The 24,723-nt window shown below is 53.0% G+C and carries 28 protein-coding genes, 1 other RNA gene and 1 pseudogene; 19 read left to right on the top strand and 11 right to left on the bottom strand.

Annotated features, from left to right (window positions below):
* Positions 1-208: IS3 family transposase (locus tag GS12_RS11640; RefSeq protein WP_034947075.1), on the top strand; the 208-nt coding region annotated here is incomplete at its 5' end.
* Positions 209-225: 17 nt separating this feature from the next.
* Here the strand turns inward: GS12_RS11640 and GS12_RS11635 are convergent.
* Both GS12_RS11635 and GS12_RS23330 read right to left on the bottom strand, forming a co-directional pair.
* Positions 226-924, bottom strand: a pseudogene (locus GS12_RS11635) (DUF3987 domain-containing protein); the annotation flags it as partial.
* A gap of 218 nt (positions 925-1,142) precedes the next feature.
* Positions 1,143-1,355, bottom strand: a complete 213-nt coding sequence (locus GS12_RS23330; protein WP_072016880.1) for an AlpA family transcriptional regulator — start codon at positions 1,353-1,355, stop codon at positions 1,143-1,145.
* Between the two features lie 127 nt (positions 1,356-1,482).
* Here GS12_RS23330 and GS12_RS11630 point away from each other — a divergent pair, with 127 nt between their 5' ends.
* Both GS12_RS11630 and GS12_RS11625 read left to right on the top strand, forming a co-directional pair.
* A complete protein-coding gene (locus GS12_RS11630; protein WP_034947072.1) occupies positions 1,483-1,920 on the top strand; it encodes a hypothetical protein in 438 nt (145 codons plus the stop codon).
* On the top strand, positions 1,890-2,318 hold the full coding sequence (locus GS12_RS11625) for a hypothetical protein (RefSeq protein WP_152601397.1): 429 nt from the start codon (positions 1,890-1,892) through the stop codon (positions 2,316-2,318). Before GS12_RS11630 ends, GS12_RS11625 begins: the two co-directional genes overlap by 31 nt.
* A 68-nt stretch (positions 2,319-2,386) precedes the next feature.
* On the opposite strand, the gene GS12_RS11620 is transcribed toward GS12_RS11625, so the two are convergent.
* The 3 genes from GS12_RS11620 to smpB all read right to left on the bottom strand — a co-directional run bounded on the left by GS12_RS11620 (position 2,387) and on the right by smpB (position 4,724).
* Positions 2,387-3,628, bottom strand: coding sequence for an integrase domain-containing protein (locus tag GS12_RS11620; RefSeq protein WP_034947066.1), 1,242 nt, complete (start codon positions 3,626-3,628; stop codon positions 2,387-2,389).
* Between the two features lie 203 nt (positions 3,629-3,831).
* Positions 3,832-4,195, bottom strand: a transfer-messenger RNA (tmRNA) gene (ssrA, locus tag GS12_RS23325).
* Between the two features lie 49 nt (positions 4,196-4,244).
* Positions 4,245-4,724: an SsrA-binding protein SmpB gene (smpB, locus tag GS12_RS11615; protein ID WP_034916442.1), complete on the bottom strand. Its 480-nt coding sequence runs from the start codon at positions 4,722-4,724 to the stop codon at positions 4,245-4,247.
* 158 nt (positions 4,725-4,882) lie between these two features.
* Here smpB and GS12_RS11610 point away from each other — a divergent pair, with 158 nt between their 5' ends.
* Both GS12_RS11610 and GS12_RS11605 read left to right on the top strand, forming a co-directional pair.
* Positions 4,883-5,317: a type II toxin-antitoxin system RatA family toxin gene (locus tag GS12_RS11610; protein ID WP_034947063.1), complete on the top strand. Its 435-nt coding sequence runs from the start codon at positions 4,883-4,885 to the stop codon at positions 5,315-5,317.
* Positions 5,310-5,597 carry an RnfH family protein gene (locus GS12_RS11605; RefSeq protein ID WP_034947060.1) on the top strand — a complete coding sequence of 96 codons (288 nt, stop codon included), beginning with the start codon at positions 5,310-5,312 and terminating at the stop codon, positions 5,595-5,597. Before GS12_RS11610 ends, GS12_RS11605 begins: the two co-directional genes overlap by 8 nt.
* 78 nt (positions 5,598-5,675) lie before the next feature.
* Here the strand turns inward: GS12_RS11605 and bamE are convergent, their stop codons facing one another.
* From bamE to nadK, 3 genes are all read right to left on the bottom strand, one after another.
* The gene (gene bamE / locus GS12_RS11600; protein ID WP_034916438.1) at positions 5,676-6,026 is read right to left on the bottom strand and encodes an outer membrane protein assembly factor BamE; all 351 of its coding nucleotides are present in this window, start codon (positions 6,024-6,026) and stop codon (positions 5,676-5,678) included.
* A 290-nt stretch (positions 6,027-6,316) separates the two neighbouring features.
* Positions 6,317-7,978 carry a DNA repair protein RecN gene (gene recN / locus GS12_RS11595; protein ID WP_034947057.1) on the bottom strand — a complete coding sequence of 554 codons (1,662 nt, stop codon included), beginning with the start codon at positions 7,976-7,978 and terminating at the stop codon, positions 6,317-6,319.
* A gap of 86 nt (positions 7,979-8,064) precedes the next feature.
* Positions 8,065-8,943 (bottom strand): NAD(+) kinase, encoded by an 879-nt coding sequence (gene nadK / locus GS12_RS11590; protein ID WP_034919315.1) that lies wholly within the window; start codon positions 8,941-8,943, stop codon positions 8,065-8,067.
* Positions 8,944-9,067: 124 nt separating this feature from the next.
* Between nadK and grpE the strand changes: the two genes are divergently transcribed.
* Positions 9,068-9,649: a nucleotide exchange factor GrpE gene (gene grpE, locus GS12_RS11585; protein ID WP_034916434.1), complete on the top strand. Its 582-nt coding sequence runs from the start codon at positions 9,068-9,070 to the stop codon at positions 9,647-9,649.
* A 35-nt stretch (positions 9,650-9,684) separates the two neighbouring features.
* Here grpE and ung read toward each other — a convergent pair whose 3' ends face one another.
* Positions 9,685-10,365, bottom strand: coding sequence for a uracil-DNA glycosylase (ung, locus tag GS12_RS11580; protein ID WP_034916432.1), 681 nt, complete (start codon positions 10,363-10,365; stop codon positions 9,685-9,687).
* A gap of 279 nt (positions 10,366-10,644) precedes the next feature.
* On the opposite strand from ung, the gene grcA reads away from it, so the two are divergent.
* Positions 10,645-11,028, top strand: a complete 384-nt coding sequence (grcA, locus tag GS12_RS11575; protein WP_034916431.1) for an autonomous glycyl radical cofactor GrcA — start codon at positions 10,645-10,647, stop codon at positions 11,026-11,028.
* A gap of 110 nt (positions 11,029-11,138) precedes the next feature.
* Here grcA and srmB read toward each other — a convergent pair whose 3' ends face one another.
* On the bottom strand, positions 11,139-12,464 hold the full coding sequence (gene srmB / locus GS12_RS11570; protein WP_034916429.1) for an ATP-dependent RNA helicase SrmB: 1,326 nt from the start codon (positions 12,462-12,464) through the stop codon (positions 11,139-11,141).
* Positions 12,465-12,596: 132 nt separating this feature from the next.
* On the opposite strand from srmB, the gene trmN reads away from it, so the two are divergent.
* Entirely contained in the window at positions 12,597-13,334 is a 738-nt protein-coding gene (trmN, locus tag GS12_RS11565; protein WP_034947083.1) for a tRNA(1)(Val) (adenine(37)-N(6))-methyltransferase TrmN, read from the top strand.
* Here the strand turns inward: trmN and nadB are convergent, their stop codons facing one another.
* Positions 13,335-14,927, bottom strand: coding sequence for an L-aspartate oxidase (gene nadB / locus GS12_RS11560; protein ID WP_034947053.1), 1,593 nt, complete (start codon positions 14,925-14,927; stop codon positions 13,335-13,337).
* A 465-nt stretch (positions 14,928-15,392) separates the two neighbouring features.
* Here nadB and rpoE point away from each other — a divergent pair, with 465 nt between their 5' ends.
* The 11 genes from rpoE to acpS all read left to right on the top strand — a co-directional run bounded on the left by rpoE (position 15,393) and on the right by acpS (position 24,723).
* Positions 15,393-15,968: an RNA polymerase sigma factor RpoE gene (gene rpoE / locus GS12_RS11555; protein ID WP_034916427.1), complete on the top strand. Its 576-nt coding sequence runs from the start codon at positions 15,393-15,395 to the stop codon at positions 15,966-15,968.
* A gap of 30 nt (positions 15,969-15,998) precedes the next feature.
* Positions 15,999-16,649, top strand: a complete 651-nt coding sequence (gene rseA, locus GS12_RS11550) for an anti-sigma-E factor RseA (RefSeq protein ID WP_034947050.1) — start codon at positions 15,999-16,001, stop codon at positions 16,647-16,649.
* Positions 16,649-17,602: a sigma-E factor regulatory protein RseB gene (rseB, locus tag GS12_RS11545; RefSeq protein WP_034947047.1), complete on the top strand. Its 954-nt coding sequence runs from the start codon at positions 16,649-16,651 to the stop codon at positions 17,600-17,602. Before rseA ends, rseB begins: the two co-directional genes overlap by 1 nt.
* Positions 17,599-18,063, top strand: coding sequence for a SoxR-reducing system protein RseC (gene rseC / locus GS12_RS11540; RefSeq protein ID WP_034947044.1), 465 nt, complete (start codon positions 17,599-17,601; stop codon positions 18,061-18,063). Before rseB ends, rseC begins: the two co-directional genes overlap by 4 nt.
* A 234-nt stretch (positions 18,064-18,297) precedes the next feature.
* Positions 18,298-20,097, top strand: coding sequence for a translation elongation factor 4 (lepA, locus tag GS12_RS11535; RefSeq protein WP_034916421.1), 1,800 nt, complete (start codon positions 18,298-18,300; stop codon positions 20,095-20,097).
* A 26-nt stretch (positions 20,098-20,123) separates the two neighbouring features.
* The gene (gene lepB / locus GS12_RS11530; protein WP_034947042.1) at positions 20,124-21,086 is read left to right on the top strand and encodes a signal peptidase I; all 963 of its coding nucleotides are present in this window, start codon (positions 20,124-20,126) and stop codon (positions 21,084-21,086) included.
* 133 nt (positions 21,087-21,219) lie between these two features.
* Entirely contained in the window at positions 21,220-21,900 is a 681-nt protein-coding gene (gene rnc / locus GS12_RS11525; protein ID WP_034916418.1) for a ribonuclease III, read from the top strand.
* Positions 21,897-22,802 (top strand): GTPase Era, encoded by a 906-nt coding sequence (gene era, locus GS12_RS11520; RefSeq protein ID WP_034916416.1) that lies wholly within the window; start codon positions 21,897-21,899, stop codon positions 22,800-22,802. Before rnc ends, era begins: the two co-directional genes overlap by 4 nt.
* Before the next feature lie 4 nt (positions 22,803-22,806).
* On the top strand, positions 22,807-23,541 hold the full coding sequence (gene recO, locus GS12_RS11515) for a DNA repair protein RecO (RefSeq protein WP_034947039.1): 735 nt from the start codon (positions 22,807-22,809) through the stop codon (positions 23,539-23,541).
* Between the two features lie 70 nt (positions 23,542-23,611).
* Positions 23,612-24,343, top strand: coding sequence for a pyridoxine 5'-phosphate synthase (gene pdxJ, locus GS12_RS11510; RefSeq protein ID WP_034916412.1), 732 nt, complete (start codon positions 23,612-23,614; stop codon positions 24,341-24,343).
* Positions 24,343-24,723: a holo-ACP synthase gene (acpS, locus tag GS12_RS11505; protein WP_034947036.1), complete on the top strand. Its 381-nt coding sequence runs from the start codon at positions 24,343-24,345 to the stop codon at positions 24,721-24,723. Before pdxJ ends, acpS begins: the two co-directional genes overlap by 1 nt.

The following is a 24,723-nucleotide window of genomic DNA, read 5'->3' as shown; positions in this document are numbered from 1 at the left end:
CGATAATGCGGTTGCAGAAAGCTTTTTCCAGTTGCTGAAGCGTGAACGGATAAAGAAAAAGATCTATGGAACGCGGGAAGAAGCCCGCAGCGATATTTTTGATTACATCGAAATGTTTTATAACAGTAAGCGTCGGCATGGTTCGAGTGATCAGATGCCACCGACGGAATATGAAAATCAATATTATCGACGGCTCAGAAGTGTCTAGATTATCCGTGGCGATTCAGGTTGTACCATTAGTGCCAATGTAATTCTGGCATCCTTGATTAGTTTTTCTGGCTCACTTTTCCTTTCTACGGAAAATGTTGCGCCATCCCACATTTTGTTGATAAAAGGTAGTTCGTTCAGCGTGTAACCGTTAAAGATGGTACCAGCCTCATCAGACATAATACCAATAGACCGCCAGCTTCCGCAGAGATACTCTTTCAAAGCCGCAGGAGTGGCATCGTTGAATATCTGTTTGTACCTGATTGGAGCTTCAGGGGATGTCGACAACAGAGCTTTTAGTCGTTCATTCGTTATAGAATGATCCTTGTTAAGACGAATGTCTGATTTTATTTTTGACATCAAAGCTTTCTTTTCAGTATTAAAAGCTATTTTCTCATTCTGCCAGTTGGTAAGTTCATGGTTGTATGTTTCAAACAACCCTTCTTCCAATCGATATAATGGTTTCATGAGCAGCTTATCAACCGTGCTTTTTCGTTCGCCTGATTCTGCAAGCGTCATTAAAAAGAGTGATGCTGGACTGCGCAAGTTATTAAGTCGGCATACATCAATACTATTTTGACTGGCAAGTGAAATAGTTCCCAACACTGATGCAGCAATCAATGAAAGTGGTGCCTGCGTATGTTGTTCAACTTCATGAATCGCGTTTCTAATGATCGCTGGAAATACATGCACAGGAAAAGGGCGCATACAAAGCATAATTACCTCTTGTTAGGTTTAACTCTTGAGGGGTCCAATGTTTAGGCTACTCTGCTATTAATAGCGAAAATAGCAATTTAAAAATGGCTGAAAAAATTTAAACGCGTTTTTATCTCCTAAATCAACCTTAAATTTCATGAGGTAAATCTATATACAAGGTTGTAAATGGTGAAATTTAATCTTGTGATTAATTTAACTTTCTATAAGAAGAAAATTCTTTAGCTACAACTATTCCGTTGTAAAAGCCATTCGTCTATTTCAGATTCTAACCAGCCCACGGATTGCTTTCCGAGCTTCCTCTTTTTTGGAAAGGTTGGGTCGTAGCGTTGTGATTTGGGATTTAACCAGTCATAGATGGTAGCTCGTGCTAAACCCGTTTTATGGATAACAGCAGGTAAGCGGAGTATCCTGACTGCGGGGAGATTAGTCATGCCTGTTTGCCTCTCATTGGTTCAGTTTGGTTGCTGAAAGATTAAGGCCAATCTGATGTGCGAAAAATGCAGCTAGCAAAAAAAAGTTTTTTACGTGCTGTTGTGGTTTGATTTAAAAGGGGAATTTATGTTGTTGAATGATTTTCATGAGAAGGTTTTGTATAAACGTGAAACGCTTTTGAAGGAAATGATTGCTACTGAATGGGGAACTCATGCCCATGAAATGAATGAAAATCATACAGAGTTAAAGTCAAAAATTGAACGTATGAAGATGGCGTTTGCTGATCCTGAGAAGAAAGGTAGTGAAGTATTATCTTATAATGAACCACCAAAAGGGCAGTCAAGATATCATGAGGTAGATGGTATACTTACAAGGAAAAAAGAATACATCGATATATACGATCCTATTAAAGAATGCTGGAGGGATTTCAGAGATAACTTTTCTATCAAAATACTTATCATGTTCGTTCTGAAACAATTGAAGATATATTCATTGAGCATTTTATTTACGCTTGTATGTCATTTGAATTCGGTTTGTCTGTTATTCGTGAAGATGAACAAGTAGCCCTTGATGCTTTTATGCACGCTTCTGAGTATTTTGACAAGTGTTTTGGAATGCTTTGGTTTAAATCAGACCTTGAAGAAAAAAATAAATTATCAAAATTAAGGGGCGATGCAGGAAAGAAAGGTGGCACTGTAAAATCGGAGGTTTACAGGGTCATTCATAATGAATTAATTAGGTTAATCTACGCTAAGGCTCCCGCAAATGGATGGAAGAATAAGATCTCCGCTGTAAACGGTGTCATTGATTCTTTGTGGGAGTTTGTTGAAGCGAAAAAAATTGATAGTTCTCATGTGAAAGACAAAGAAGCATTACATGACAGAGTTTATCTGCAGTGGTCAAAAAATGTTGAGGATGTAAAGAATGCATTCAACACTAAAATAACGAAATCTCGGAAATGAAAGCCTACGTTAAAATGCCTATCAAGCACTTACCATTGAAGTGTAAACGCCCATAGAGGGCGTTTAGCTCACCCTACAAGCCTTATTCCGTTAACTCCATCGCCACTTTTATAACCGCGTTCCGCAGTCATGACGAAATCAGCCCACCACTGCATCATTGGGCGTCTCTGCTCAAGGTAATCGCTACGGTTGTAAGCACGACGCACCTCATTTTTGTCCACATGAGCAAGTGCTGCTTCAATCACATCTGGTGGAAAGCCTTCCTCATTTAGGGCGGTACTGGCGATAGATCGCAGGCCATGCGAAACCAGCACTCCGCCAAAACCGGCGCGCTTGAGTGATGCATTAACCGTTTGACTATTCATTGGTTGCTTTGGCTTGATGCGGCTAGGAAAGATAAACTCCCTGTTGCCACTTAACTGCTTCATCATTTCCAGAACAGCGATGGCTTCATCTGACAATGGCACAGTATGGTCACGGTTCATCTTCATGCGTGATGCAGGGATCTTCCATTCTCGTGCTTCCATGTCTATTTCTTCCCAACGGGCTTCAGCTGCTTCGGCTGGGCGGGTGATGGTAAGAAGCTGCCACATAAATAGGCATCGTGTTGAAAGACTAATGCTGGCCGTTCGCATCGTCTGCATTAACTGAGGCAACTGATCGGGACGAATGCTGGGCATGTTTTTCTTCTGCGGCTTCTCGAATGCCTTGCCAATATTGACACTAGGAACCGCATCAATCAGCCCCGTATTTTGGGCATAGATCATAACCTCATTTATGCGCTGGCACAGGCGACGAACGGTCTCCAGCGCTCCTCTGGCCTGAACCGGTTGCACGGCCTGAACTAAAGTATGAGCTTTAATATCTGTAACGCTGATGTCACCAATTGCAGGAAAGACATCTCTTTCCAAAGATCGCCAAATGTCCTCTGCATAGTCCTCGGTCACACTGGCTTTCTTCACATTCCACCAACGTTCAGCCACGAGTTGGAAAGTATTAGTTTTGGCTTCAAGCGAACTGCGCAGTTGTTCTTGCTGATGTTCCTGGGGATCGATTTGTTTCGCCAGGAGTGAGCGAGACTCTGCCCGATAGCTTCGAGCATCGGCAAGCGTAACTGACGGGTAGGAGCCAATGCTCTTTTTCGCTCTCTTCTTGGTGACAGGGCGAATGTAGCGAAATTGCCAGATTTTACTCCCGCTGGATTTGATCAATAGCTCAAGGCCATCACCATCATAGAGGACATAGTCCGCTTCCTTGGATTTGGCAGATTCGATTTCCTTAACGGAGAGAGGTTTGGTTTGTCTTGCCATTGCCGGGTTTCCATAGTTTTAGGCACCTCAAAAACAATAAAGCTTTATGAGGTGCCTAACAAGGTGCCTAAAAGGTTGGGATTTAATTAGTTTAGTTCGGACTTCGCGGGACAAATCGCAGGCACAAAAAAGCCCGCAGGGCTTTCGCCATGCGGGCTCTTAGGACTTCTGCGGATGGCACTGGAACCATCTTTGAAGAATTTTGGTGGAGCTGGCGGGAGTTGAACCCGCGTCCAGAATTACTACACCGTCGGCACTACATGCTTAGTCCAGTCTTTACATTCGCCTGTTAGCTGCGAACGGACACGCTACTAACAAACTAGCCTGATTGGATTTAACGCTTCAACCCCAGGCAAGGCATCCACGCGATCTCTTTTAGGTTTGACCTCTCTTGATCCCCGTCCTAAGAGCGGAGGCTAGGGAGAGAGGGCTCTGAGCAGGTTATTAAGCTGCTAGGGCGTAGTTTTCGTCGTTTGCGACTATTTTTTTGCGGCTTTTAACGAGGCCAACCGCCCCTCGGCATGCTCCTTGGGCTTCGCAAATCCTGTCGAATCCAGAATCAGCCCCAAGTACTGTCGAGCAGTATAACAGAAAAACCTGCTATAGCGCCAGATACTTAACGATTTGCGTGCTTCATGATGCGCGCTTTATCGAGTTTCCATTCACGGTCTTTGATGTCATCGCGCTTATCGTGCTCTTTCTTACCTTTTGCTACGCCGATTTTAAGTTTGGCCCAGGCGTTTTTCCAGTACATCGAGAGCGCAACGATAGTATAACCATCACGATTTGCTCTGCCGTAGAGCGTATCAAGCTCGCGTTGCTTAAGTAAAAGCTTGCGGCTTCGTGTTGGATCGCAAACAACGTGCGATGAGGCTACGCTGAGCGCCTGAAAAGTCGAGCCGAAAAGAAAGGCTTCGCCATCACGCAGCAGAATGTAGCTGTCGCTGATATTTGCCTTGCCGGCACGGAGAGCCTTAACTTCCCATCCCTGTAGCGAAAGACCCGCTTCGAACTCTTCTTCAATAAAGTATTCGTGGCGAGCCCGCTTATTCATGGCAATGGTAGCAGAGCCGGGTTTGTGTTTTTTCTTTGTCATAGTGCTACTTAGTTTACATGAAGCAAGGATTAATGGCATCCCCTGTCACATCGAAGCGGGGGAGACGAACTATTCTAGCAGAAGCCAGGCGGCTGAGAATTTTTGTTTGCCCGCCAGCGATGGTATGATTTACAGGTTGAAAATTAACAGGAAACGCTATGTCCCAAATCAGTCGTTCTGCGCTGGTGCCCTACAGTGCAGAGAAAATGTTCCGGTTGGTCAACAATGTTGATGCCTATCCGGAATTTCTTCCAGGGTGCACTGGTAGTCGAATTATTGATTCCAGCGAGCAGCAGATGACTGCATCGGTTGACGTTTCCAAAGCGGGGATAAGTAAGACCTTTGTAACCCGTAACACACTAACGGAAAATCAACGTATTAACATGCAACTGGTTGATGGCCCGTTCCGCAAGCTTTCCGGCGGCTGGCAGTTCACACCGCTCAGTGAGGATGCCTGCAAGGTCGAGCTGAATCTTGATTTTGAATTCTCAAATATGCTGGTTGAGCTGGCTTTTGGTCGCATCTTTAAAGAGCTGGCAGGCAGTATGGTTCAGGCCTTTACGCGTCGGGCGAAAGAGGTTTACGGTGCCTGATATAGCGGTAGAAGTCGTCTATGCGCTGCCTGATAAGCAGTACCTTTATACGGTGAACGTAGAAGAGGGGAGTACCGTCGAGCAGGCGATCAAAGCCTCAGGTATTCTTGAAATACGTGGCGATATCGATCTGACTCAGAACAAGGTCGGTATTTTCAGTCGTCCGGTCAAACTACCGGATGAGGTTAAAGCCGGAGACCGCATTGAAATCTATCGCCCGCTGTTAGCCGATCCGAAAGAATTACGTCGTCAACGTGCAGAGCGCGCCGCTAAAAAATAGCGCTTAAGTTGTGCACTTTCCCCGGCAGGACGCCGGGGTATATGTCGACCATCAGGCTTCCTGCCTCAATGCTTCCTGTTACTTCCTTTTGTCTGTCAGCGCAGGTTTATTATCGATATGGGTCAGAACGCCATTGCCATCAAAGGTTAATGTCAACGTTTGCTGCGTGACAGGCTCATGGCCGGGTTCCTGACGGAATACGTAATACCAGACGTTGCTGCCAAACGGATCGCGCATCATCGGCGTGCCAAGCGTGTAGGCAACCTGTTGCTGGGTCATGCCTGTGTGAATTTTTGAAACATCGGTAGCAACGAGGTAGTTGCCCTGATTAATATCCGGACGATAAACCACGCGCCCGAGGGTGGAACATCCAGCGGTTGCCATCATCAGAACAACCACTGCCGCAGCAGTCAGCGTTTTACAGCGCATAAGTCTCTTTATTCCTTTTCGGGCCAACACCTTCGGCATCTGGCTGTTTTATTTGCCGGTTAAACCTGAGCTTAATTGTCTGACGCAGGGAAGAGTCATTTTCCCTGTGAGGCAATCTTCAGGTTCAGCGTGGCTGTAACAATAGCGCCAGATGCCCTGAGCATCAATCATCTGCTTCTGGTTATTACGCCCGTTACGGCGCCAGGAAGGTGATGATAATAAACCTTTTCGCAGTTTGAAACCTCTACGAACCACGGTTATGACCACGACTGCCTCAAAAAGTGCGGCGATCAGGCCGCCAGAAGATCTTTTGCGTTCGCCAGCGTATTGCGCGTCACTTCACTACCGCCCAGCAGACGGGCCAGTTCCTGTAAGCGAGCGCGCTTGTCGAGCGGCTGCATATGCGTTTCAGTCATTGCGCCATCGGTTTCTTTGCTGACATAGAAATGATGGTTACCGCAGCCCGCGACCTGCGGAAGATGGGTTACGCACATAACCTGCGTCGATTCACCCAACTGACGCAGCATTTTGCCCACCACTGCCGCTGTCGGCCCGCTGATGCCCACATCGACCTCATCGAAAATCAGCGCTGGCGTATCCATTTTACGTGCAGTAATGACCTGAATGGCCAACGCAATACGCGACAGTTCGCCGCCGGAAGCCACTTTAGAGAGCGGCTGCAAAGACTGACCGGGGTTGGTGCTGACGCGGAAATCAATGCGGTCTGCGCCTTCGGCAGTGAGATGATCGGCATTGAACTGCACCTCGATACTCAGCTTGCCATGTGGCATAGAGAGCGTATGCATGCTTTCAGTGATCAGCTCGCTCAGCTCCTGAGCAAAATGAGCGCGTCGCTGGTGAAGCTGTTCCGCACAGGTCATCGCCAGACGATGGTGCGTGGCCACGGCCTGCGCCAGTTCGTCCTGATCGCTCTCCTGTTTGTCCAACTGCGACTGCTCTTCCAGCAGCTGCTGATGAAAAACGGGGAGATCTTCCGGTGAAATATGATGCTTACGCGCCAGCGCAATCTGTCGGGAAAGGCGCTGTTCGAGGTCATGCAGACGGTTAGGATCGAGTTCCAGCTTTTCACAATAGTGGCGCAACTCATCGCTGGCCTCGCTGAGTTGGATCGCGGCTTCATCGAGAAGCATACTGACGCCATTGAGTCGGTCATCCATCGTCAGCAGCTCATTAATCAGTTGCTGCGCCGAATAGAGTTGATTTTGCAGCGTGGCCTCTTCGCCGTCTGCCAGCAGCATTAATGCCCGCTGGCTTGTCGAAAGAAGCTGCCCGCTGTTCGCCAGCCGTTTGTACTCTTCATCAATGTTTTCATATTCGCCTGCAACAGGCGCAAACTCATTCAGCTCTTTTAGCTGGTATTGCAGCAGTTCGCGGCGCGCCTCACGCTCCTGTGACTGCTGCTGATGTTTAGCCAGCGAGCGGCAACTTTGGTTCCACTGGCGGTAGCTGTTCGCCATTTGCTGCATCAGCGCGTTTTCACCCGCATAGGCGTCCAGCAGGGTTTTCTGATGTTCAGGCTTCAGCAACAGTTGATGAGCATGCTGACCATGAATTTGAATCAATAACTGACCTAAATCACGTAGTTGAGAAAGGGGAACGGCAGTGCCGTTGATAAAGCCACGTGAGCGACCGTCGCTGCTGATAACGCGGCGCAGCAGGCACTCATGCCCTTCATCAAGCTGATTCTCCGTCAGCCAGGCAAGGGCTGAAGGCGTATCTTTCAGTGAGAAACGGGCGCAGATATCAGCACGCGTCGCGCCCTGGCGCACCATATCTGCTTCGGCACGGCCGCCCAGGCACAGGCTCAGCGCATCAATAGCAATAGATTTACCCGCACCGGTTTCGCCGGTTATAGCGGTCATGCCACGTTGAAAATCGATTTCCAGTTCACGAACAATCGCAAAATTACTGATGGTCAGTTGTGCCAGCATAGTTATCATTCCTGTATGAAAACACAGATATGGTTTTTCATACAGTATATACTGGTTTTATAACCAGTAAAGAGGCATGATGCATTTTAGAACAATTTTTTTGACCAGCCGAGCTTGGAGCTTAGCGTATTGAAGTAATTGTAATTTTGTGGATGGATCAGGTTCAGATGATCCTCGTTCCGACGGATTAACACATCTTCGCCCTCCTGGATGGGCAGGGCAATCTGGCTGTCGCAGCTTACTTCAAGGTCGCTGCGCATGTTGGAAAAGCGCAGGCGAATGGTGCTGCTGCTGTTAATAACCAGCGGTCTGGCAGAAAGCGTATGCGGGAACATCGGCACAATAGCGATGGCGTCGAGAGACGGCGTCAGGATCGGGCCGCCAGCAGAGAGCGAATAAGCGGTTGAACCCGTGGGCGTCGAGATGATTAACCCGTCGGAGCGCTGTGAAAAAGCAAAGGTTTCATCAATATACACTTCGAATTCGATCATGTGCGCCACCTTCCCCGGATGCAGCACCACTTCATTAATGGCGGTGCCGATGCGCGGTTCGCAGCCCTGACGACATACCTGCGCCTCCAACAGAAAGCGGCTCTCGGTAATATATTTTCCCTCCAGCACGTCGTCCAGCTGCTGCTGAGCGTTGTCCGGGTCCAGATCGGTCAGGAATCCGAGGTTGCCGCGGTTGATGCCAATAACCTTAATATCGTAGCGAGCCAGTCCCCGCGCCGCGCCCAGCATGTTGCCATCGCCGCCCACCACCACGGCAAGATCGGCCCGTTTGCCAATTTCAGCGAGCGTACCCGTCGCCACACCGTCCAGCTTCAGCTCATGGGCAATTTGTTGCTCGATAATGACGTCATAGCCTTTTGCCGTCAGCCAGCGACAAAGCGTTTCGTGCGTGGTCAGCGCGGTTGGGTGGCGCGGGTGGCCTACAATTCCAATGCAGTTAAAGTGCTTGTTCATGTTGCTGACGTTCCTCATGAGGCCTGCTCCTTCAGACAATGTGACGGGTTCCCTTGAAACCGTTATTCTGATCCCCATAATAAGCGAACCAGCGAGACGAATGTGCATAAACGCGGAGAAATTCATGAGTAGTAAAGAACAGAACACACCAAACGAGCAAGTCTCAGATGATATCGGGATGGAGCAGGCACACACTCAGGACGCAGAGACGGCAGCAGGCGTGGATCCGCGTGATGAACGCATTGCCGAACTGGAGGCGCAGTTGACCGAATCACAGGGCGGCGTTCGCGAAGCCCAGCTGCGTGCGCAGGCGGAAATCGAAAATATTCGCCGTCGTGCGGAACAGGATGTTGAAAAGGCGCACAAGTTTGCGCTGGAAAAATTTGCTAATGAGCTGCTGCCCGTTATCGACAGTCTTGAGCGCGCGCTGGAGATGACCGATAAAGACAATCCGGAACTGACGGCAATGGTTGAAGGTATCGACCTGACGCTGAAGTCTCTGTTGGGCGCGGTGCGCAAGTTTGGCGTGGAAGTGGTGGGTGACGTGAATGTCCCGTTCAACCCTGAGATCCATCAGGCTATGTCGATGATGGAGTCCGAAGACGTTGCGCCAAACCATGTAATGATGGTGATGCAGCGTGGCTATACGCTGAACGGGCGTCTGCTTCGTCCGGCGATGGTCGCGGTGGCCAAAGCAAAATCCTGACTGGAAAAAAGCACCGTCACCGGTGCTTTTTTTGCTTACTCAGGGAGCCGCGGCGTCCAGTCGATGGGCTTTTTGCCGTGCTCTTCCAGCCACGCATTCGCCTTGACGAAATGCCCGCAGCCAAAAAAGCCGCGGTGTGCTGAAAGCGGTGACGGATGCGGCGCCTGAAGTACGTGATGACGTTGCCTGTCAATGATACTGCCCTTTTTCTGCGCGTGTGAACCCCACAGCAAAAAGACGACGCCTTCCCGATGTTCATTAATTAATGCGATGACCCGGTCGGTAAATGCTTCCCAGCCTAAGCGCGCGTGAGAATGCGCCTGACCCGCCTCCACCGTCAGTACAGTATTGAGCAGCAATACGCCCTGACGCGCCCAGCTTTCCAGATAACCGTGATTTGGCCGGACGAAACCGGGGATCTCTGCTTCCAGCTCTTTATACATATTCATTAACGAGGGCGGTATAGCAACGCCGGGACGTACGGAAAAAGAGAGGCCATGTGCCTGATTGGGGCCGTGATAAGGATCCTGCCCGAGGATCACAACGTTAACATCGCTGAGTTCGGTAAAGCGAAAAGCGTTAAACACATCCTTCTGCGGTGGATAAACCACTTTGCCTGCCGCGCGCTCGTTAGCGACGACAGTCAGGGTTTCGGTGAAATAAGGTTTATTTTTTTCCTCTGCCAGCACGTCGTGCCAGGTCAGCGCATTGGCCATTTTTGCCTCCTTTAAGTATTGGGAGTAGCTTAACGTGCACGGCAATAAAGGCAAAATTAAAAATTATTTGAATATTTACAAAAAAATATGAAAAAAAGAGTGGGTTAAATTTGATGTAAATCATAAAGTTGAGCGCAATGGCCGTTTTGGTCAGCGGCATTTTTTGATGTGAATCAAGGTGCGCAGGGGCGTGGGCTGATATACAACACACATTGCGGAAAAAAATTACCCGTTAACCCGTGCTGATATGCTCAGCCTGCACTGCCTGGGAGGCAATTTATGATTACCGGAATTCAGATCACTAAAGCAAGCAACAACGCGCTGTTAAATTCATTCTGGCTGCTGGACGACGAAAAAAACGAAGCGCGTTGCGTTTGCGCCAAAGCAGAGTATAGCGAAGATCAGATTGTTGCCGTCACCGATCTGGGCGACATCGAATACCGCGAAGTGCCGCTGGAGGTTAAACCTGAGGTGCGCGTTGAGGGCGGTCAACATCTCAACGTAAACGTGTTGCGTCGTGAAACGCTGGAAGATGCGGTTAAAAACCCTGAAAAATATCCGCAGCTCACCATTCGCGTTTCAGGTTATGCCGTACGTTTCAACTCGCTGACGCCTGAGCAACAGCGCGACGTAATTGCACGCACCTTCACTGAAAGCCTGTAAGCGTCACTTTAAGGCGATTGCACCGCTTTCTGCATTGAAAACCGCATTTGTTTGCGTCACTGCCATAAAAAAACCGCTCAAATCGAGCGGTTTTTTATTGCGGCGCATATTTATTCATCGCCGTCGGTTTTCAGCGCCGCGCTGGGTTTACGGCGTTTGCCGATATTTTTCGTATCGCGATGGCGTTGTTTAACGCGTGGCCTGGTTGCTTCGCTCTCTTTTTTCTCTTTACGCTTCGCCAGCACTTTTTTGGACGGCTTACCGTTCAGCTTTTCATTAGGCGGACGGGTGACCGGCTTCATTTCATCAATGGTGCGCGCCTTCAACGGCTCCTGAATGTAGCGGCTGATTTTGCCCAGCAACAGATGATCGTGCGCTTCTACCAGCGAAATCGCCGTGCCTTTTTTACCGGCCCTTGCGGTGCGGCCAATACGGTGCAGATAGATATCCGTGGTGCGGGGCAGATCGAAGTTGAAAACGTGGCTGACGTCGTCAATATCAATGCCGCGAGCCGCGATGTCCGTGGCCACCAGCACGTTGACGCGGCCGTCGACAACGCGTTTGATCGCTTCGTTCCGCTTAAACTGCTCAAGTTCGCCTTCCAGATAGCTGGTATTGATGCCTGCGTCACGCAGCCAGCCGCACAGTTCATGAACGCGTTCGCGCTTACGCACAAACACCACAGAGCGGGTCACTTCAGGCTGCCTGAGCAGATGAATCAGCATGGCGGTTTTATGCTTAATATCATCAGCGCGGTAGTACCACTGCTGAATTTTCTTGCGCTCGCTGCGCGCCGGATCGGATTCAATCTCCACCGGTTCATTAAGCAGACGCTCGGAGAAATCTTTAATCGCTTCGCCTTCCAGCGTGGCGGAAAACAGCAGGGTTTGCTTACGCCAGCGGGTTTCACCGGAAATGGTTTCAATATCCTGCGCGAAACCCATATCCAGCATGCGGTCGGCTTCATCAAGGATCAGCGTCTCAACCGCGCGGCAGTCGAAGTTCTCTTCTTTGATGTATTGCAGCAGACGACCGGTGGTAGCCACCACGATGTCCTGGTTTTCACTGAACACTTCAGCATGGTTCATATACGCCACGCCGCCGGTGATGGTCGCAATGTCCAGATGCGTGTGCTTTGCCAGTTCACGCGCGTGATCCGCCACCTGCATCGCCAGCTCGCGCGTGGGCGTCAGAATGAGAATACGCGGCGGGCCTGATTTCTTTCTGGGAAAATCAAGAAGATGCTGAAGAGCGGGCAGCAGATAGGCCGCCGTTTTGCCTGTACCGGTTGGTGCCGAACCCAGAACGTCACGACCCTCCAGCGCAGGCGGAATCGCAGCAGACTGGATAGCGGTCGGGCGCTTGAACCCCTTCTCGCTCAGGGCTTCCAGCAGGCTTTCATCAAGTTCGAGTTCGGAAAAAGTGGTTACAGTCATGGTCTACCTCAGTTTGGGGCGCTGATTATAGACAGATTGAACACGATCTTCATCTGTTTGTGTGGCCTTTATGACTTTTCCTTGCGCTGACTTTGTCCTATGCTGGCGGCGTTTCTTTTTCGGATCGATCAAATGTCTCAACAGAAAGCGGTTTTACGTGCCAACGGCTTTACCTTCAAGCAGTTTTTTGTCGCGCACGATCGCTGTGCGATGAAAGTGGGGACGGATGGCGTGCTGCTCGGTGCCTGGGCGCCGGTCGTCGGCGCCCGGCGCGCGCTGGATATTGGTAGCGGCAGCGGTTTGATCGCGCTGATGCTGGCGCAGCGAACCGCTCAGGACGTCACGATTGACGCCGTTGAGCTTGACGCTGAAGCTGCTGCGCAGGCACAGGAAAATGTTCAGGCCTCGCCGTGGGCGAACCGAATCCATATCTGGCAGGACGATATCCTGCGATGGTCGCAGCGCTGCGAGCAGCGTTACAGTCTTATCGTCAGCAATCCGCCTTATTTCCCGCCCGGCTCAGAATGCGCCAGTGCTGCCCGCGCCTCGGCGCGCTACACCACGGATTTGACGCACGATATGCTGCTGACCTGCGCGGAAACGCTGATCACGGAAGACGGCTTTTTCTGCGTTATTCTGCCGGCAGAGGCGGGCAATGCGCTGGCGGCGCTGGCGCAGTCGCGCGGCTGGCATTTGCGTTCGCGTACTGATATTTCAGACAACGAGACGCGCCCGCCGAACCGCGTGCTGCTGGCGCTCTCTCCGGCGCCGGGCGAGCAGTTTCTCGACAGGATGACCATTCGCGGCCCCGACCAGCGCTATTCTGATGCACATTGCAGCCTGACGCGGGATTTTTATCTGTTCCGCTGATCAGGGCGACAGAATGGTCGGCGCGGCGACGTCGAGCGGCTCGGGGTAGTCCAGCGTGAAGTGCAGCCCACGACTCTCTTTACGTGCCATTGCGCAGCGAACAATCAGTTCGGCCACCTGTACCAGATTGCGCAGCTCGAGCAGGTTATTGGAGATACGAAACTGCGCGTAGTACTCATCGATTTCCTGTTGCAGCATCCGGATACGGCGCAGCGCGCGCTCAAGGCGTCGCGTGGTACGCACGATGCCGACGTAATCCCACATAAACAGGCGCAGTTCGTGCCAGTTATGCTGAATAACCACCCGTTCGTCCGAGTCATCCACCCGGCTCTCATCCCATTGCGGCAAGGTTGCAACCAGATCGGCGGCGTGCAAATGCTCCCTGATATCTTCCGCCGCCGACCAGCCATACACCAGACACTCCAGCAGCGAGTTAGATGCCAGACGATTCGCGCCGTGCAGGCCCGTATAGCTGACTTCGCCAATGGCATAAAGGCCGTTAAGGTCGGTTCGCCCGTGGTGATCGACCATCACGCCACCGCAGGTATAGTGCGCGGCGGGCACAATGGGAATGGGCTCTTTCGTCAGGTCGAAGCCCAGCGTTTGCAGCTTTTCGTCGATCATGGGGAAGTGAGCACGAATAAACTCAGCGGGCTGATGGCTGATATCCAGATACATGCACGCCGCGCCAAGGCGCTTCATTTCATGATCGATCGCGCGCGCCACAATATCGCGTGGCGCCAGTTCTGCGCGCGGGTCGAAATCAGGCATAAAGCGCGTGCCGTCAGGCCGCCTGAGCACCGCGCCTTCGCCGCGCAGCGCTTCGGTCAGCAGGAAGTTTTTCGCTTCAGGGTGAAACAGACAGGTGGGATGGAACTGATTGAACTCCATGTTGGCAACGCGGCAGCCAGCGCGCCACGCCATCGCGATGCCGTCGCCGGACGCCACGTCAGGATTGGTGCTGTACTGATACACTCTGGCCGCGCCGCCGGTCGCCAGTACCACGGCGCGCGCGCGGCAGGTTTCAACGCGCTCTGAGTTGCGATTCCAGATATATGCACCGACCACGCGACGTTCGCCGGGCAGATTTATCCTGTCAGAAACGATCAGATCGACAGCGTTGCTGCGCTCAATGAGCCGAATATTCGGATGGGCCAGCGCCTGGCTTACCAGCGTGTTTTCCACCGCCCGCCCGGTAGCGTCAGCGCTGTGCAGGATACGGCGGTGACTGTGGCCACCTTCGCGCGTTAAATGGTAGCGTTCATCCGGCTTGTCTTTGTCAAACATCATGCCTTTATCGATCAGCCACTGAACGCAGTGCCGCGCGTTGCTGGCGATAAAAGCGACCGCTTCGCGATCGCAAAGACCGCCGCCGGCAATCAGCGTATCGTCAACGTGCGACTCAATACTGTCGGTTTCATCAAAAACGGCGGCGATGCCGCCCTGCGCATAAAAGGTTGAGCCTTCACTGAGCGGGCCTTTGCTCAATACGGTGACCTGGCTTGCATCGGCCAGCCTCAGCGCAAGGGAAAGGCCCGCCGCGCCGCTGCCAATGATAAGGACATCGCATGAATAATCAGGAGTAGAGGTCATGATGTTTAATGTACTAAACAAAGGGTCTGCCGAGCTTAGCACTCCTGTAGCTAATGCAACATGCTTTTTTTCATTCTGTTGCTGCTGACTCGCGGATCTGCACGCGGTTCGTCGTCATAAGGCGAGCGGCAAAAAAACACAGTAAAACAGAAAGCGTTTACTATGGCGAACTGTCACGAAATGCCATGATTTAAAGATGAAAAAGCATGCTTCATGGGGTACTCTGCGGCGTGGCGGGGCATGTTACAGAAAAAGTAACGAAGAAATTGCAGTGGCTGTTCGACCAGACAGAAAGTAAAAAAACAATCGCTGGTCGCACATTACCCGCCACCCATCATAAATATAACGGCGTAACGGAACTTTACTCATGGCGATTAATCAAAGCGAAAGCTTGTTCGAAAAGTATGAATTTTTGCGAGTCGTTCAGGAACGCATGGCACAGAGTTTGGGGAGACATTACCTCGGATGAGCGAGCAGATAACGGATCAGGTTCTCGTTGAACGAGTGCAGAAGGGAGATCAGAAAGCATTCAATTTACTGGTAATTCGCTACCAGCATAAAGTGGCGAGTCTGGTTTCCCGCTATGTGCCTTCAGGAGACGTGCCTGACGTGGCGCAGGAAACCTTTATTAAAGCGTATCGCGCGCTGGAATCGTTTCGCGGCGACAGCGCCTTTTATACCTGGCTTTACCGGATAGCCGTGAACACGGCGAAAAATTATCTGGTGGCTCAGGGGCGCCGTCCGCCTTCCAGCGACGTTGATGCCATTGACGCGGAAAACTTTGAAAGCGCAGGCGCGCTGAAAGAAATTTCGAACCCTGAGAACTTAATGTTGTCAGAAGAGTTGCGACAAACCGTTTTTCGTACCATCGAAACGCTTCCCGACGATTTAAGAATGGCTATCACGTTGCGGGAGCTGGATGGTCTAAGCTATGAAGAAATAGCCGCCATTATGGAGTGTCCCGTCGGTACAGTCCGCTCCCGAATATTTCGGGCGCGTGAGGCTATCGACAGTAAAATCCAACCGCTGATCCAACGCTAGTTACGGCGGATACACGAAGGGTACTGAGGCATGCAGAAAGAACAACTTTCCGCTTTAATGGATGGAGAAACTTCGAACGCTGAAGTTTTAACCGCACTGTCTGAAGATGCATCGCTCCAGAGGGAGTGGGAGAGCTATCATCTCATTCGCGATACGCTGCGTGGAGATGTGGAGCAGCACGTTCATTTTGATATCGCTGCGCGCGTCGCCTCTGCAATCGCAAATGAGCCGGTAAGAAATATCGCTCCGCTGATACTGGAAGCGCAGCCTGAACCTGAGCAGTATCGGCATATGCCTTTCTGGCATAAAGCGCGTCCCTGGGCGGCGCAGATCGTCCAGGTCGGCGTGGCAGCCTGCGTATCTCTGGCTGTTATTGTCGGCGTGCAGCACTATAACCAGCCGGAAGGCGGTCAGGTCGAATCGGATTCGCCGGTGTTCAACACGCTGCCGATGATGGGCCAGGCCTCGCCGGTAAGTCTCGGCGTGCCGTCTGAAAGCGCGACTAATAATAACGCGACGCAGCAGGTGCAGGATCAGCGTCGCCGCGTCAATGCCATGTTGCAGGACTATGAGTTGCAACGTCGTCTGCACGCGGACAGGCTCCAGTTAGAGCAAAATCCTGCGCAGCAGGCGGCCGTTCAGGTTCCGGGTAATCAGTCGTTAGGAATTCAGCAGCAGTAATGAAGCAAATCTGGTACGCCGTCAGCCTTATGGCTGGCAGCCTGATATACTCCAGCGTCGCCCCGGCGGAAACCACCTCCGGGGCGCTCTTGCAACAGATGGAGCAGGCCAGCCAGTCCCTCAACTATGAACTCGCCTATATCAACGTTTCCAGGCTTGGCATTGAGTCTCTGCGTTACCGCCATGCGGTGCTGAACGAGAAAGTCTATGCGCAGCTGCTGCAAATGGACGGGCCGCGCCGTGAAATTATTCAGCGTGGCAAAGAGGTGAGCTATTTCGAACCGGGCCTTGAGCCGTTCACCCTCGCGGGCGACCACATCGTCGATGCGCTGCCTTCGCTGGTGTACGCTGACTTTCAGCAGATTTCCGCGGACTATGATTTTGTGCCGGTTGGGCGCGCGCGCATTGCCGATCAAATGTGTGAAGTTATACGCATTGTGGCGCGAGACGGTACCCGCTACAGCTACATTGTCTGGCTGGACAGCGATACCCGCCTGCCGCTGCGCATTGACCTGCTCGACCGCGACGGCGACACGCTGGAACAGTTTCGCGTGGTGAGTTTTGCCGTCGATGAAGGCGTCCGCAACATGATGCAGGGGCTGGAAAAAGCGGAGCTGCCGCCGTCGCTCTCCGTGCCGGTGAGTGAAAACGCGACCTTTGACTGGCGGCCAGGCTGGCTCCCGGCAGGTATGAAAGAGATCACGCAAAGCCGCAGACAGATACCGTCGCTGAACAAACCGGTAGAGTCACGCCTCTATTCAGATGGTCTGTTCAGCTTCTCCGTTAACGTCAGCGCAGCGGATAAAAACAGCGCCGCGCAGCTCCTGCGCACAGGACGCCGTACCGTACAGACGGAAGTGCGCAATAACAGAGAGATTACGGTGGTGGGTGAGCTGCCGCCGTCAACCGCCAAACGTATCGCTGAAAGCGTTAATACAGGAGCCGCGCGATGATGAGAGAATGGGCCACGGTCGTTGCGTGGCAGGACGGCGTCGCCACGCTGCATTCAGAAATGAAAACGTCATGCAGCAGCTGTTCGGCCCGCAAGGGATGCGGCAGCCACATGCTGAATAAGCTGGGCCCGAAGAACGCGCACGTGATGAAGGTGGCGAGCGCTGAACCGCTCAAGGTCGGTCAGCGTATCGAGCTGGGTATCGCAGAAAAAAGCCTGCTCAGTTCCGCGCTGTTAGTCTATATGACGCCGCTGCTGGGATTGTTTCTTCTTGCCGGCCTGTTTCAGATGCTGTTTCACAGCGATCTGGCGGCGGCGGCGGGCGCACTGCTCGGCGGCGTCGGCGGCTTCATCGTCGCGAAGGGGCTTTCCAGCTATCTGGGTAAAAGCGCCGCGTATCAGCCGGTAATTTTAAGCGTTGCACTTCCACCTGACGCGTTGCGCGTCGAGAGCGATGCCTGAAACGCGCCGCGACGGCGCACGTTTCCCTGCAAAATGCGCTATTTTTACCGCAAAACCAGCCCGATCCCCTCGTACAGTTTTTTTCCGCGGGTTATTGCCCGCCTGCGATGATTCCACCACCCTGATATGTAGTGTAGAATGCACTTTTTCGGGCAAAGCGCTGCCTGTAATATCACGCTCCGTCGGCGCCAGCCGGTATGGTTCCAGCATTTGTAAGGCAGAAAAACCTCTATAATGAAGCACATAAGAAACTTTTCTATCATCGCTCACATCGACCACGGCAAATCAACGCTTTCCGACCGCCTGATTCAGATTTGCGGCGGGCTGACTGAGCGTGAGATGGCTGCGCAGGTTCTGGACTCCATGGATCTTGAACGTGAGCGCGGCATTACCATTAAAGCGCAAAGCGTTACGCTCGATTACCACGCGCAAGACGGTGAAACTTACCAGCTCAATTTTATCGACACGCCCGGCCACGTCGACTTCTCCTATGAGGTCTCCCGTTCACTTGCGGCCTGTGAAGGCGCGCTGCTGGTGGTTGACGCCGGGCAGGGCGTTGAGGCGCAAACGCTGGCCAACTGCTACACCGCCATGGAAATGGATCTGGAAGTTGTACCGGTTCTGAACAAAATCGATTTGCCTGCCGCCGATCCCGATCGCGTTTCGCAGGAAATTGAAGACATTGTGGGTATTGACGCCACCGACGCCGTGCGCTGTTCCGCGAAAACCGGCGTGGGCGTGCCGGAGGTGCTGGAGCGCCTGGTGCGCGATATCCCTGCGCCGGAAGGCGATCCTGACGGCCCCTTACAGGCGCTGATCATTGACTCATGGTTTGATAACTACCTTGGCGTGGTTTCGCTGATCCGTATTAAAAACGGCAGCCTGCGCAAAGGCGAAAAAGTGAAGGTGATGAGCACCGGCCAGGTGTATAACGCTGACCGTTTGGGTATTTTCACCCCGAAACGCGTCGATCGCGACGTGCTGAAGTGCGGCGAAGTAGGCTGGCTGGTTTGTGCGATCAAAGACATTCTTGGCGCGCCGGTTGGCGATACGCTAACGCTTTCGCGCAATCCTGCCGAAAAATCGCTGCCAGGCTTTAAAAAAGTGAAGCCGCAGGTTTACGCCGGCCTCTTCCCGATCAGCTCTGATGACTATGAAGGCTTTCGCGACGCGCTGGGCAAACTGAGCCTCAACGACGCCTCGCTGTTTTACGAGCCGGAAAGCTCGACGGCGCTGGGCTTCGGTTTCCGCTGCGGCTTCCTTGGCCTGCTGCATATGGAGATCATTCAGGAGCGTCTGGAGCGTGAGTACGATCTCGATCTGATCACCACGGCGCCCACCGTTGTTTACGAAGTGCTGACTACCGCAGGTGAAACGGTCTATGTCGACAGCCCGTCCAAGCTGCCAGCACTGAACAATATTGAAGAACTGCGCGAACCTGTCGCTGAGTGTCATATGCTGCTGCCGCAGGAGTACCTCGGCAACGTCATCACGCTCTGCATCGAAAAGCGCGGCGTGCAGACCAACATGGTTTATCACGGCAACCAGGTTGCGCTGACTTATGAAATCCCGATGGCAGAAGTGGTGCTGGACTTCTTTGACCGCCTGAAATCAACGTCGCGCGGATATGCCTCGCTGGATTACAACTTCAAGCGTTTCCAGGCGTCCGATATGGTGCGCGTGGACGTGCTGATTAACGGCGAACGCGTTGATGCACTTGCGCTGATCACCCATCGCGATAACGCGCCTTACCGCGGTCGCGATCTGGTTGAAAAGATGAAGGAACTTATTCCTCGTCAGCAGTTTGATATCGCGATTCAGGCCGCTATCGGCAACCACATCATTGCCCGTTCAACCGTGAAACAGCTGCGTAAAAACGTGCTGGCGAAGTGCTACGGCGGCGACGTCAGCCGTAAGAAAAAGCTGTTACAGAAACAGAAAGAGGGTAAGAAACGCATGAAACAGGTCGGTAACGTCGAGCTGCCTCAGGAGGCGTTCCTTGCCATTCTCCACGTCGGTAAAGACAGTAAATAAGGGCCGCGGGCTTCGAGGGAACTGGAATGGCTAATATGTTCGCCCTGATTTTGGCGATTGCAACGTTGGTAACCGGAATCATCTGGTGTATTGACCGCTACAAATGGGCGCCGGCCCGCCGTGCCGCCGCTGCGGCAGCCGAGGCGGATGCGGGAGCAAACGGGCAGAAGGTTGTGGCGAAACAGCCGGGCTGGATCGAAACCGCCGCGTCGGTGTTTCCGGTGCTGCTGCTGGTATTCGTGGTGCGTTCTTTTATTTACGAACCGTTTCAAATCCCGTCCGGTTCGATGATGCCAACCCTGCTGATTGGCGATTTCATTCTGGTTGAGAAGTTTGCCTACGGCATCAAAGATCCGATTACCCAAACGACGCTGATCCCGACCGGGCATCCAAAGCGCGGCGACATCGCGGTATTTAAATACCCGAAAGATCCAAGCATGGATTACATTAAGCGCGTAATCGGTCTGCCGGGCGACCGCGTCAGCTACGATCCCAACAGCAAAACGGTGACGATCAACCCTGCCTGCGCGGAGAGCCAGCACTGTGAAAAAGCGCTGCCGATCGCCTATTCTGACGTGCAGCCGAGCGACTTCATTCAAACCTTCAGCGGCTTTGACGGCAATGAAGTGGGCAACGGTTTTTATCAGGTCCCGAAAGAGCAATCGATGCGTGGCGGGCTGCGGCTGGCGGCGCGTAGCGAAACGCTGGACAAGGTGACGCATAATATTCTGCTGGTGACCCAGGCGCAGAGCCAGGCCAGTTCTTACTATCAGCAGCCGGGTCAGCCGCAGTCGTCATGGGTAGTGCCGGAAGGCATGTACTTCATGATGGGCGACAACCGCGATAACAGCGCGGACAGCCGTTACTGGGGTTTTGTACCTGAACGGAATCTGGTCGGTAAAGCCACTGCTATCTGGATGAGCTTTGAGAAGCAGGAAGGCGAGTGGCCTACCGGCGTCCGTCTGAGCCGTATTGGCGGTATTCATTAACGTCGTCCTGCGGGCGGCGTGATAAAGGGGGTGGCTTCTGACCGGAAGCCACTGCACACGAAACAGTTTCGTGTTGGTTCGTCCAGCCCTGTTCCGTGTGCAGATTTTTGACGCATTCAGACACTGGTAACACATGAATCCCATCGTAATTAACAGGCTTCAGCGCAAGCTGGGCTACACTTTTACTCATCAGGAACTGTTACAGCAAGCGCTTACTCACCGCAGCGCGAGCAGCAAGCACAATGAGCGGCTTGAGTTCCTTGGTGATTCGATTCTCAGCTATGTGATTGCCAACGCGCTCTATCACCGCTTTCCGCGCGTTGATGAAGGCGATATGAGCCGCATGCGCGCCACGCTGGTACGCGGCAATACGCTGGCGGAGATGGCGCGTGAGTTTGACCTCGGCGAATGTCTTCGCCTGGGGCCGGGCGAGCTGAAAAGCGGCGGCTATCGTCGTGAGTCGATCCTGGCCGATACCGTTGAGGCGTTGATTGGCGGCGTATTTCTCGACAGTGACATTCAGACGGTCGAAAAGCTGATCCTCTACTGGTATACCAGTCGTCTGGATCAGATCAGTCCGGGCGATAAGCAGAAAGATCCAAAAACGCGCTTGCAGGAGTATTTGCAGGGTCGCCATCTGCCGCTGCCATCTTATCTGGTAGTGCAGGTGCGGGGCGAAGCGCACGATCAGGAATTTACCATTCACTGCCAGGTGAGCGGCATGACTGAACCGGTTGTAGGAACCGGCTCCAGTCGTCGCAAAGCTGAGCAGGCAGCGGCCGAACAGGCGCTGATCAAGTTAGGACTCGAATGAGCGAACAAACTACCCGATGCGGCTTTATTGCGATTGTAGGCCGTCCGAACGTCGGAAAATCCACCTTACTGAACCAGCTTCTGGGGCAGAAAGTTTCTATTACCTCGCGCAAGCCGCAAACCACGCGCCACCGCATCATGGGTATTCATACCGAAGGTGCGTATCAGGCTATCTACGTGGACACGCCAGGCCTGCACATCGAAGAGAAAAGGGCGATCAATCGCCTGATGAACCGTGCGGCGAGCAGCTCAATCGGCGATGTTGAGCTGGTTGTTTTCGTTGTGGAAGGCACCCGCTGGACGGCCGACGACGAAATGGTGCTGAATAAGCTGAAAGACGGCAAAGTGCCGGTGCTGCTGGCAATCAATAAAGTCGATAACATCACTGACAAGAGTATTCTGCTGCCGCATCTGCAATTCCTCAGTCAGCAGATGAATTTTATGGACATAGTGCCGATCTCCGCCGAAAGCGGGAAAAACGTCGATACCATTGCCAGCATTGCGCGTAAATGCCTGCCGGAAGCCGAACACCATTTTCCGGAAGACTACATTACCGATCGCTCCCAGCGCTTTATGGCGTCAGAGATCATTCGTGAAAAGCTGATGCGTTTCCTTGGCGCGGAGCTGCCTTACTCGGTGACCGTTGAAATTGAGCAGTTCGTTACCAACGAACGCGGCGGTTACGATATTCATGGCCTGATCCTCGTGGAACGCGAAGGTCAGAAAAAGATGGTCATTGGCAATAAAGGCGCCAAAATCAAAACCATCGGTATCGAAGCGCGTAAGGACATGGAAGAGATGTTTGAGGCGAAGGTTCACCTGGAGCTTTGGGTGAAAGTGAAGTCTGGCTGGGCGGACGACGAACGGGCGTTGCGCAGTCTGGGCTACATAGACGACCTCTGATCCGATGGAAGGCTGGCAGCGCGCATTTGTCCTGCATGGACGTCCGTGGAGCGAAACCAGCCTTATGCTCGATCTTTTTTCGGAGAACTACGGTCGTATTCGCGTGGTTGCCAAAGGCGCGCGGGCCAAACGCTCCAGCCTGAAAGGCGCGCTTCAACCCTTTACGCCGCTGCTGGTGCGCTGGGGCGGCCGTGGTGAAGTCAAAACGCTGCGCGGCGCGGAGCCTATCTCGCTGGCGCTGCCTCTCTCTGGTATGACTCTCTACTGCGGTCTGTACGTGAATGAACTGCTGTCACGGGTGCTGGAGCAGGAAACCGCCTTTACCGAACTCTTCTACGATTACCTTCACTGTCTTCAGGCGCTGGCCTCTGCCAGCGGCTCGCCGGAGCCTGCCCTGCGCCGCTTTGAGCTGGCGATGCTCGGCCATCTTGGTTACGGCATTGACTTCCTGCACTGCGCGGGCAGCGGAGAAGAAGTGACGGACGCGATGACCTATACGTACCGCGAAGAGAGAGGATTTACCGCCAGCCTGGTGATGGGCAACAAAACCTTTACCGGCCGCGAACTGCGGGCGCTCAGTGAACGTAGCTTTCCCGATCGGGACACGCTGCGCGCCGCCAAACGTTTCACGCGGATGGCGCTGCGGCCCTATCTGGGCGGCAAGCCGCTTAAAAGTCAGGAGCTGTTTCGTCAGTTCACACCAAAAAAACGCGACATCGCGCCGCCCGATACGCAATAGCAAAACGGGTGCCTTGGCAGATGTCCGGCACAGGATATAATACGCAATCACGCATTTTCCGGGGAACGTCATGGCTGAACTTCTTTTAGGTGTCAACATCGATCACATCGCCACCGTACGCAATGCGCGCGGCACGCATTATCCCGATCCGGTTCAGGCGGCTTTTGTTGCCGAGCAGGCTGGCGCGGACGGCATTACCGTTCATTTACGCGAAGATCGCCGCCATATTACCGATCGTGACGTGCGCATTCTGCGGCAGACCATTCAGACGCGTATGAACCTGGAAATGGCGGTAACGGATGAAATGGTGGATATCGCCTGCGAGCTCAAACCGCATTTCTGCTGTCTGGTGCCGGAAAAACGCGAAGAGGTGACCACGGAAGGCGGGCTGGACGTGGCCGGTCAGGTCGAAAAAATCAGCCTGGCGGTTTCACGCCTGAAAGAAGCCGGTATTACTGTTTCACTGTTTATCGATGCCGATCATCAGCAGATCGACGCGGCGCTGGCGACCGGCGCGCCTTACATAGAAATACATACCGGCGCCTACGCCGACGCGGAAGAGGGCCGGGCGCGTGACGCTGAGTTCAGGCGGATCAAAGATGCGGCCGCCTGGGCGCACAGCAAAGGGCTGAAGGTTAACGCCGGGCACGGCCTGACCTACCACAACGTGCAGCCCATCGCTGCGCTGCCGCAAATGCACGAACTCAATATCGGCCACGCCATTATCGGGCGCGCGGTGATGAGCGGGCTGGCAGAGGCGGTAAAAGAAATGAAAGATCTGATGCGGGAAGCGCGCCGCTGATGGCGATTCTGGGACTGGGAACGGATATTGTGGAGATCGCCCGTATCGAAGGGGTGATCGCCCGCTCAGGCCAGCGTCTGGCACAGCGCGTACTGAGTGAAAACGAATGGCGACAGTACCAGGCGCATCGGCAGCCGGGGCGCTTCCTTGCCAAACGATTTGCGGTAAAGGAGGCGGCGGCCAAGGCATTTGGCACCGGCATTCGTGGTGGTTTAGCGTTTAATCAGTTTGAAGTGTACAACGATGAGCTGGGAAAGCCGGGCCTGCGCTTCTTCGACCATGCAGCGGAGGTGGCAAAAAAACTGGGTGTGGCGCACGTGCACGTTACGCTGGCCGACGAACGCAACTATGCCTGCGCGACGGTGATCATCGAAAGCTGA

It is taken from the genome of Erwinia oleae (assembly GCF_000770305.1).
In the GTDB taxonomy this organism is placed as follows: Bacteria; Pseudomonadota; Gammaproteobacteria; order Enterobacterales; family Enterobacteriaceae; genus Erwinia; species Erwinia oleae.
Note: the sequence above shows the minus strand (reverse complement) of the source record. Positions and strands in the feature narration are given on the sequence as shown.